Annotated in this window: 6 protein-coding genes; 1 reads left to right on the top strand and 5 read right to left on the bottom strand. The window is 74.7% G+C overall.

Annotated elements, in window-relative coordinates:
• Positions 1 to 926, top strand: a 926-nt coding sequence (locus CWIS_RS01785; protein ID WP_048341522.1) for a molybdopterin-dependent oxidoreductase, incomplete at its 5' end; no start/stop codon positions are given.
• A gap of 21 nt (positions 927 to 947) precedes the next feature.
• On the opposite strand, the gene CWIS_RS01780 is transcribed toward CWIS_RS01785, so the two are convergent.
• The 5 genes from CWIS_RS01780 to modA all read right to left on the bottom strand — a co-directional run.
• Positions 948 to 5,099, bottom strand: a complete 4,152-nt coding sequence (locus tag CWIS_RS01780; RefSeq protein WP_048341519.1) for a bifunctional nitrate reductase/sulfite reductase flavoprotein subunit alpha — start codon at positions 5,097 to 5,099, stop codon at positions 948 to 950.
• Between the two features lie 10 nt (positions 5,100 to 5,109).
• A complete protein-coding gene (locus CWIS_RS01775) occupies positions 5,110 to 6,498 on the bottom strand; it encodes an MFS transporter (RefSeq protein ID WP_048341518.1) in 1,389 nt (462 codons plus the stop codon).
• 138 nt (positions 6,499 to 6,636) lie between these two features.
• Entirely contained in the window at positions 6,637 to 7,896 is a 1,260-nt protein-coding gene (locus CWIS_RS01770; RefSeq protein ID WP_048341521.1) for an ATP-binding cassette domain-containing protein, read from the bottom strand.
• Positions 7,893 to 8,720 carry an ABC transporter permease gene (locus tag CWIS_RS01765; protein ID WP_082156140.1) on the bottom strand — a complete coding sequence of 276 codons (828 nt, stop codon included), beginning with the start codon at positions 8,718 to 8,720 and terminating at the stop codon, positions 7,893 to 7,895. The genes CWIS_RS01770 and CWIS_RS01765 overlap by 4 nt, the downstream gene beginning before the upstream one ends.
• On the bottom strand, positions 8,717 to 9,444 hold a 728-nt coding region (modA, locus tag CWIS_RS01760; RefSeq protein ID WP_048341517.1), incomplete at its 5' end, for a molybdate ABC transporter substrate-binding protein. The genes modA and CWIS_RS01765, both read right to left, overlap by 4 nt.

The following is a 9,444-nucleotide window of genomic DNA, read 5'->3' as shown; positions in this document are numbered from 1 at the left end:
CGCGCGTCACCGCGGCCCCCGTCCCCGCGGGCGTGCAGGTCGAGGGCGTCGGGCCGTGGGCCACGCCGCCCGACGACTTCTACCGGATCGACACCGCGCTCGTCGTGCCGCAGGTCGACCCGACCACCTGGACGCTGCGCGTGCACGGGCTCGTCGAGCAGGAGGTCGAGCTCACGTGGGACGAGCTGCTCGCGTCCGACCTCGTCGAGGCGTGGGTGACGCTGTGCTGCGTGTCGAACCCGGTCGGCGGCGACCTCGTCGGGAACCAGAAGTGGCTCGGGCTGCCCGTCCGTGAGCTGCTGGCCCGCGCCCGACCCACCGGCGACGCCGACATGGTCCTGTCCCGCAGCGCCGACGGCTGGACCGCGTCCACGCCGCTGACGGCCCTCACCGACGAGCGCGACGCGCTGCTCGCGGTGGGGATGGGTGGCGCACCGCTGCCCGTCGAGCACGGGTTCCCCGTGCGGCTCGTCGTCCCGGGCCTGTACGGGTACGTGTCCGCGACGAAGTGGGTCACCGAGCTCGAGGTGACGCGCTTCGCGGACGCCACGGCGTACTGGACGGACCGCGGGTGGTCGCCGCGCGGGCCGGTCAAGACGCAGTCGCGCATCGACGTGCCGCGCGACGGGGCCCAGCTCGACGCGGGCGAGGTCGTCGTCGCCGGGACGGCGTGGGCGCAGCACCGCGGGATCACGCGCGTGCAGGTGCAGGTGGACCGCGGACCGTGGCAGGACGCGACCCTTGCCGAGTCCGGCGGCATCGACTCGTGGCGGCAGTGGAGCTGGAGGTGGACGGTCGACGAGCCGGGCCGGCACGAGCTGCGCGTCCGGGCGTTCGACCCCGACGGCCCGCAGACGGGTGCGGTCGCCGACGTGGTGCCCGACGGGGCGACCGGGTACGACTTCGTCCAGGTGTCGGTGGGCTGACCGCGCGGCGCCCTGCCGCTGTCAGTACACGTCCCGCACGTAGCGGCGCGTCGTCGTCAGGTCCTTCACGTAGGCCGCCGCGGCCTCCTCGCTCATCGCCCCGTGCGTCGCGACGACGTCCCGCAGCGCGACGTCCACGTCCTTCGCCATGCGCGAGGCGTCCCCGCACACGAAGAACGACGCGCCGTCCTCGAGCCACGCCCACAGTCGTGCGCCGTGCTCGCGCATCCGGTCCTGCACGTAGACCTTCGAGCGCTGGTCCCGCGAGAACGCGGTGTCGAGCCGGTCGAGGGTGCCGTCGGCCACGTGCCGCGACAGCTCGTCGCGGTAGTAGAAGTCGGTGCTGCGGTGCTGCTCGCCGAAGAACAGCCAGTTGCGGCCCGTGTGCCCGGCCGCCGCACGGTCTGCGAGGAACCCGACGAACGGCGCGACACCCGTGCCCGGGCCGACCATGATCGCGGGCACGTCCGCCGCGGGCGGGTGGAAGTGCGCGCTCGGCTGGACGTGCACCGGGACGAGCGTGTCCAGCGGCGCGTCGGCCAGGAACGTCGAGCAGACACCCCCGCGCGCGGCACCCGACGGGGACGCGTAGCGGACCACCGACATCGTGAGCGTCACGCGCCCGGGTGTGACCCGCGCGCTCGACGAGATCGAGTACTGCCGCGGCGCGAGCCGGCGCAGGGCGCCCACGAGGTCCGCCGCGGCGACGTCCGGCGCGAGGTCGGCGACGACGTCGACCGCCTGCCGGCACCAGGTCCACCGGGCGAGGTCGCTGCCGCTGCCCGGCCGCAGGAGGCGCCGCAGCTCGGCACTCCCGGAGTGCTCGGCCACGAGCGTGAGCAGGTCGTGCGAGACGCGGCTGATGTCGAGCTCACTGGTCAGCGCGTCCCGCAGGCGCAGCGCGCGCCCCTCGACCTCGACGTCCTGGTCCGGGTCCCAGCCCGTGACCGCGAGCCACTCGTCGACGAGCGCGCTCGCGTTCGTCGGACGGACCGCCAGGGCGTCTCCCGCGCGATAGCTGACCTCGCGCGGGCTGTCCGCGACGTCGAGGACGATCTCGCGCACCTCCTTGGCCGAGCCAGGCATTGACAGCAGCCGGTTCCCGACGAGTCGTGCGCCCCCGGGTCGCTGCCGGGTCGCACGCGCCGGCGCGGCCGGGGCCTGCGTGGCCACGCCCGGCGTGGCGCGCGCGGGCTCCGGCGATGCGGGCTCCTCCCCGGCCAGGGCGTGCACGACCGCGTCGATCCAGGCGTGCGCGCGCTCGTCGTCGCCGGGCTCGACGTCGCTGCGGTCGACGAGCCGCGTCGCCCCCAGCTCCTCCAGCCGGTGGTCGAGCCGGCGCCCGTGGCCGCAGAACCGGTCGTAGCTCGAGTCGCCGAGCGCGAGCACCGCGAACCGCGAGCCGTCGAGCCGGCGTGCGTCGGCGGACGCGACCGCCTCCCAGAACGCGGCACCGTTGTCGGGTGCGTCGCCGTCGCCGAACGTGCTCGTGACCAGCACGAGGTCCGCGCCGGTCGGCAGGTCGGCGGGCAGGCAGTCGTCCATCGCGAGGCAACGGGGGGCCAGACCCGCCGCACCCAGCCGCTGGGCGGCGGCCGCCGCGAGGTCCTCGGCGGTGCCCGTCTGCGACGCCCACAGCACGACGACCTGCCGGACCCGCGCAGCGTCGCCGCCGCCGTCGCCGGTGCGGCGTGCGTGCGCGTCCGGGGTGCGGGAGAACAGGCCCGCGAGCAGGCCGTCCACCCACAGGGCCTGGTGGGGGTCGAGCGGCGCGGTCGTCGGGAGCACCGGGGTGCCGGGCGCTCCCCCGCCGAGCCCCGCGAGGAAGCCGGCGAGGTAGCGGCGCTGGTCGTCGCCGAGCGTGGGCGGGGCGAGACCGTCGAGGCCCAGCGCCGCGCCCAGCGCACGGATCGCCACCGCGCCCGGCGTGAGGCCGCCCCGCGTCACCGTGTCGGCAGGCTCGCCCGGCGGGGCCGCCACGGGCGTGACGGCGACCGCGCACACCTTGAGCTCGGGCTGGAACGACAACGGGTCCACGGCGTCGCTGGTCACGGCGTTCACTGCGAGGTACTCCCCGAACAGGTCGTTCCAGTGGAACGGTGCGAACAGCGCACCCGGTCGCACCCGGTCGGTGACGACCGCGGGCAGCACCGCGCGCCCTCGTCGGGACGCGATCTCCACCTGCGTGCCGTCGTGCACGCCGAGCGCCTCGGCGTCGGACGGGTGCAGCTCGACGAAGGGGCCGGGCGCGAGCTTGGTGAGCTTGGCGACCTTGCCGGTCTTCGTGAGCGTGTGCCACTGGTGCTGCACGCGACCGGTGTTGAGGACGAACGGGTAGTCGTCGTCCGGGAGCTCGGCGGCGGGCAGGTGCGGCCGCGCGTGGAACTGGGCACGGCCCGTCGGGGTCGGGAAGTGCAGGCGAGGACGGGTGCCGTCGGGGCGCTCGAGCAGCGGCTGGCTCACGCCGTCGTTGAGGTACCGGATCGGGTTCCGACGTGGCGCGTCGGGCGCCGCAGGCCACTGCACCGAGCCCTCGCGCAGGCGCTCGTACGTGACGCCGCGCAGGTCGTAGCCGGTCCGTGGGTTGGCGAACCGGCGCAGCTCGGCGAACACCTCCTCGGACGACGAGTAGTCGAAGCCCTCGTAGCCCATCGCGGTCGCGACGCGAGCGATGAGCTGCCAGTCCGGCAACGCGTCGCCCGGCGGGCGCAGCGCAGCGCGCGCGAGGGTGAGGTTGCGCTCGGAGTTGACCATCACGCCGTCGGACTCCGACCACAGCGCACCCGGCAGCACGACGTCGGCATACGCGTTGGTCTCGGTGTCGGCGAACGCGTCCTGCGTGACGACGAGCTCGGCGCGCTCGAGCCCCTCGATGACCGTGCGCCGGTTGCCGACCGACGCGACCGGGTTGGTGCACACGATCCAGCACGCCTTGATCTCCCCCGCCGCCATGCGCTCGAACAGGTCGACCGTCCCGCGCCCGGTGAAGTCGGCCCGCAGCGTGCCGGGGGCGAGCCCCCACACGTCCTCGACGAAGGCCCGGTCGTCGGCGTCGAGGATCGAGCGCTGACCCGGCAGTCCCGGACCCATGTAGCCCATCTCGCGGCCGCCCATCGCGTTCGGCTGACCCGTCAGCGAGAACGGGCCGGACCCGGTGCGGCAGATCGCGCCCGTCGCGAGGTGCAGGTTGACCAGGGCGTTCGTGTTCCAGGTGCCGTGCGTCGACTGGTTGAGGCCCATCGTCCAGCAGGACACCCAGCTCGACGCGCCCGCGATCATCGCGGCAGCGGCCCGCAGGTCCGCCTCGGCGACGCCGGTCAGCCGCGCGACCTCGTCGGCCGGGTAGTCCTCGAGCAGGGCCTCGAGCGCGTCCCAGCCGTCCGTGTGCTCGGCGACGAACTCCTCGTCGAGCCCGCCGGCCTCCACGACGAGCCGCAGCAGCCCGTTGAGCAGCGCGATGTCGGTGCCGGGCTGCACCTGCAGGAAGAGGTCCGCCTTGTCGGCGGTCGCGGTTCGACGAGGGTCGACGACGATGAGCTTCGCGCCCGCCTTGACGCGGTCGAGCAGGCGCAGGAACAGGATCGGGTGGCAGTCGGCCATGTTCGCGCCGATGACGAGGAAGACGTCGGCGTGATCGAGGTCGTCGTACGACCCGGGCGGCCCGTCCGCGCCGAGCGAGAGCTTGTACCCCGTGCCCGCGCTGGCCATGCACAGCCGCGAGTTCGACTCGATCTGGTGCGTGCGCACATACCCCTTCGCGAGCTTGTTCGCGAGGTACTGCGCCTCCAGACTCATCTGACCCGAGACGTAGAACGCGAGCGCGTCGGGGCCGTGCGTCTCGACCACCTCGCGCAGCCGGCGCGCGACGAGCTCGATCGTGTCGTCGAGGTCGGCGCTCTCGAGGGCGGCCCCGCGTTCCGGCCGGACCAGCGCGGTCGTCGCGCGGCCGCCCGCGGCGAGCATGTCCGCGCTCGTCGCGCCCTTGGTGCAGAGCCGGCCGGCGTTCGCGGGGTGGGACCGGTCGCCGCGTGCCGCGCGCGCCACGCGGTTGCCCTCGTCGTCGCACGCGACGTCGAGGACGATGCCGCAGCCGACACCGCAGTAGGAGCACACCGTCGCGACCTGCTCGAGCGACGGCGTGCTCCCCCGCGCAGCGGTGGTGGTGGTCGTCAAGTGCCGGCTCTCAGATGCTCGTCCGGCCGAACGCGGACCCGCGGCGCGAGTAGACCGCCCAGGTCACCAGCGCCATCACCGCGTACATCCCGACGATGACCCACAGCGCGGCCTGGATGTTGCCGGTCGCCGAGGTCGAGATCGCGAAGCCGCGCGGGATGAGGAACCCGCCGAACGCCCCGACGGCACCCGCGATGCCCAGGCATCCCGCAGCGGCCCGTGCGCGCCGCGTCCGGTCCTCGTCGTCCGTGGCGCCGTGCCGGAAGACCGCCGGGATCATGCGGTAGACCGACCCGTTGCCGGCCCCCGTCGCGACGAACAGCACGAGGAACGACGCGAGGAACGCCCCGAAGCTGTGCGAGCGCAGCGCGAAGATCGCGCTGACGACCCCCGCCGCCATGACCGCGAACGCGGCGATCGTGACCCGCGCGCCGCCGAGCTTGTCCGCGAGCGTGCCGCCGAGCGGGCGGGCGACCGAGCCGACGAGCGCCCCGAGGAACGCGACGGACGCGGTGACCTCGGGGAACGTGCCCTTGAGCAGCGTCGGGAACACCCCCGAGAAGCCGATGAACGAGCCGAACGTGCCGATGTAGACGAACGAGATGATCCACGTGTGCCGCTGCCGCGCGGCCACGCCGTACGAGCGCGGGTCGGACTTCGCACTCGACAGGTTGTCCATCCACCGCCAGGCCAGCACGGCCGCGAGGATCGCGAGGGGCACGAACATCAGGCCCGCGCGCTCGAGCGCGACGCCCGCTCCGGCCACGATCACGAGCGGCACCGCGAGCTGCACCGCGGCGGTCCCGAGGTTGCCGCCCGCCGCGTTGAAGCCGAGTGCGCGGCCCTTCTCACGGTCCGGGTAGAAGAACGAGATGTTCGCCATCGAGGACGCGAAGTTGCCGCCGCCCACGCCCGCGAGCGCCGCGACGCCCAGCAGCACGCCGAACGACGTGTCCGGGTTCTGCACGACCACCGCGAGGCTGATCGTCGGGACGAGCAGGAGCAGCGCGGACACGATCGTCCAGTTGCGGCCACCGAACACCGGCACCGCGAACGTGTACGGGATGCGCAGCGTGGCGCCCACGAGGCTGGGCACCGCGATGAGCCAGAACATCTGGTCGACGCTGAGCACGAACCCGGCCTCGGGGAGCTGGGGCACGACGATGCTCCACAGCGCCCAGACGGCGAAGCCGAGGAACTCGGCGAAGATCGACAGGACCAGGTTCCGCCGGGCGACGAACCGACCGACGGCCGTCCACTGCCCCTCGTCCTGCGGGTTCCAGCCGTCGATCCAGCGGCCGGGACGGTGGACGAGCGGGGCGCCTGGTGCGGCGACGCCGGGCGGGACGGGTGCGGGAGTCGACGCCTGCGGGTCGACGGTCACGAGCGGCTGCGCCATGGGGGCCTCCGGGGCTCGGTGGGGGCTCGGACGTCCCTGACGCTAGGAACAGGATGTTTCGGCCCCGGTGGTCCCGCTGTTGCGTCGCGGGAACCTTTCGCGCACGAGTCGGGCGGTGCGCGTGTGAGAAGTCGGGCGTCAGACGGACCGCGCGCGCACGTCCGCCGCGTCGACGCGCAGGGTCAGCGCGGTGCCCGGCCGCAGGTCGAGCGCCACCGCGCTCGCCGCCGCGACGTCGACCAGCACGTCGTCGGTGGTCCGTACGCGCAGCCCGCGTGGCCCCCGCTCGACGTCCACCACCACGGCGGACCACACCAGCCCGCCCGCCCCGCCGCCCTCGTCACCGGCGGACCCGGTCGCTCCGCTCCCCACGATCCGCACGTCGCCGGGCGAGAACGTGAGCTGCAGCTCACTGTGGGTGGAGAAAGTCACGCCAGGCGACGCTTTCTCCACCCACTGCGCCATACCGCCACCGCTGAGGGTGAGGTCGAGCGAGGGCGAGCGAAGGAGCCGGGGCGCGCCCGCGCGGGTGGTGGGGCCGGCGGCGGCCGGGGTGGTCGGGGTGGTCAGCGTGACGCGCAGCAGGTTGAGGTCGGCGAGGGCGGCGGTGAACGGGTGCACCGGGTCGGTGAGCACCGTGACCGGGTCGCCCTGCTCGACCAGCCGGCCGTCGTGCAGCACGACGACGTGGTCGGCGAGCGCGAGCACGTCCACGACGTCGTGCGTGACCAGCACGGTCGGGACGCGCGTCGCGCGCACGTGCTCGCGGACCACGTCGCGCAGCTCCGCCGCGGTGCGCACGTCGAGCTGGGCGAACGGCTCGTCGAGCAGCAGCGCGTCCGGGCGGGCCGCGAGCGCGCGCGCGAGGGCCACGCGCTGCCGCTGGCCCCCGGACAGCTCGTCGGGCCGACGTCGCTGCAACGTCCCCAGGCCGACGGCCTCGATCCACCCACGCGCCTCGTCGTGCGCCGGGCCCGCACGCATCCCCGCGGCCCGCGGCCCGAACGCGACGTTCTCCAAGACGTCCAGGTGCGGGAACACGAGCGGGTCCTGGCCCAGCAGCCCCACCGCACGCCGAGCGACGGGCACCTGCACGGCAGGCTCGAGACCGTCCGGAGCTGCGGCCCCGGTCCTGCCGGCACCCGCTCCGCCCCGAGTCAGCACCCGGCCCCCCACGCTCACGTGGCCGCTCTCGACCCCCAGCGTGCCCGCGACCAGCGCCAGGAGGGTGGACTTGCCCGCTCCGTTCGGCCCGAGCACCGCGGTGACCCGCCCGGGCTCGACGGTCAGCGCCGCCGCGAGCTCGAACGAGCCGCGACGCACGCCGACGTCCGCGACGAGCGTCCCCGGCTCGCGGGAGCGTGCGGCGTGACGGCGTGGCCGGTCGAGTCGCCTCATGCGCTGCCCATCCGGCCCGGCCGCCACGCGCGCGCGACCAGCAGCACCGCGACCGCGGCCACCACGAGCAGCAGCGACAGCGCGACTGCCGCGCCCTGCGTCACGCCCGCGCCGTTGAACGCGGCGTAGATCGCGAGCGGCATCGTCTGCGTGACGCCGGGGGTGTTGCCCGCGAACAGGGCGGTCGCCCCGAACTCGCCGAGCGCCCGCGCGAAGCACAGCACGGTCCCGGCGAGCAGGCCCGGCGCGGCGAGCGGCAGGGTCACGCGGCGCAGTGTCGTCCAGCGCCCCGCGCCGAGCGTCGCGGCGACCGTCTCGTACCGCGTGCCCGAGGTGCGCAGCGCACCCTCGAGCCCGAGCACGAGGAACGGCATCGCGACGAACACCTGCGCGATCACCACGGCCGTGGTCGTGAACGGGATCGTGACGCCGAACCACGCGTCGAGCGACCGCCCGACGAGGCCACGCCGCCCGAGCAGGTACAGCAGCGCGATCCCCCCGACGGTGGGCGGCAGGACGAGCGGCAGCGTCACGAGCGCGCGCAGCACGTCGGCGCCCCAGCCCGACGCCCGCGCGAGCAGGAGGGCGAGCGGCACGCCCAGCAGCAGGCAGCACGCAGTCGCGACGAGCGAGGTGCCGAGCGACAGCGCGAGCGCCTGGCGGGCGGCGGTCGAGGTGACGTCGGCGGGCAGCGTCGACCAGTCGGCGCGCACGACGAGCGCGACCACCGGCAGCACGAGCAGCGCGACCGCGAGCGCGGCGGGCACCCACAGCAGGCGGGGTGCGCTCGTCGTGGGCCGCACGTCGATGCCGCGAGGTGTCACGGTGCCGGTGTGAAGCCGCGCGCCGTCAGCAGCGCCTGACCCTCGGACGACAGCACGAAGTCGACGAACGCCGCCGCGGCGCCGGGTGCGGCGGCGCCTCGCAGCACCGCGACCGGGTACTCGTTGACGGCGTCCGCGGACTCGGCGAAGTCGACGCCCTCGACCGCGTCGCCGGCCCTGAGCACGTCCGTGCGGTAGACCAGCCCCGCGTCCGCCTCGCCCTCGCGGACCTTGGTCAGCACCGCGGTCACGTTCTGCTCGAGGCTGGCGGGCGCGAGCGCGACGTGCGCCGCGTCGAGGACAGCGGCCGCGGCCTTGCCGCACGGGACCTCGGCCGCGCAGACCACGACCTTGCCGCCGGCCCCGGCGAGCGCGCCGAGGTCGGCGAGCGAGCCCACGTGGTCGGGGTTGCCAGGGGGCACGACGATCTGCAGCGTGTTGGTCGTGACGACGGTCGGCTCGCCCTCGACCAGCCCCTCGTCGACGACGTCCTGCATGCTCGCGCGGTCGGCCGTCGCGAGCACGTCCGCGCGGGCGCCCTCCGCGAGCTGCGTGGCGAGCGTCGAGGAGCCGTCGTAGGTGACGGGTGCGAACGTCACCGCCGGGTGCTCGGCCACGAACGCCGCCGCGAGCTCGTCGAGCACGGGCTCGAGCGACGCGGCCGCGAAGACCGTCACCTCGCCGGACAGCGTGTCGGCGGAGGCGGTCGCGGAGGCGGACGACG

This window comes from Cellulomonas sp. A375-1 (assembly GCF_001040865.1).
Taxonomy (GTDB): domain Bacteria; phylum Actinomycetota; class Actinomycetes; order Actinomycetales; family Cellulomonadaceae; genus Cellulomonas; species Cellulomonas gelida.
Note: the sequence above shows the minus strand (reverse complement) of the source record. Positions and strands in the feature narration are given on the sequence as shown.

Coding starts and splice junctions, on each gene's coding strand:
- CWIS_RS01770 (WP_048341521.1), bottom strand. CDS start 7,896: ATGAGGCGACTCGACCGGCCACGCCGTCACGCCGCACGCTCCCGCGAG.
- CWIS_RS01775 (WP_048341518.1), bottom strand. CDS start 6,498: ATGGCGCAGCCGCTCGTGACCGTCGACCCGCAGGCGTCGACTCCCGCA.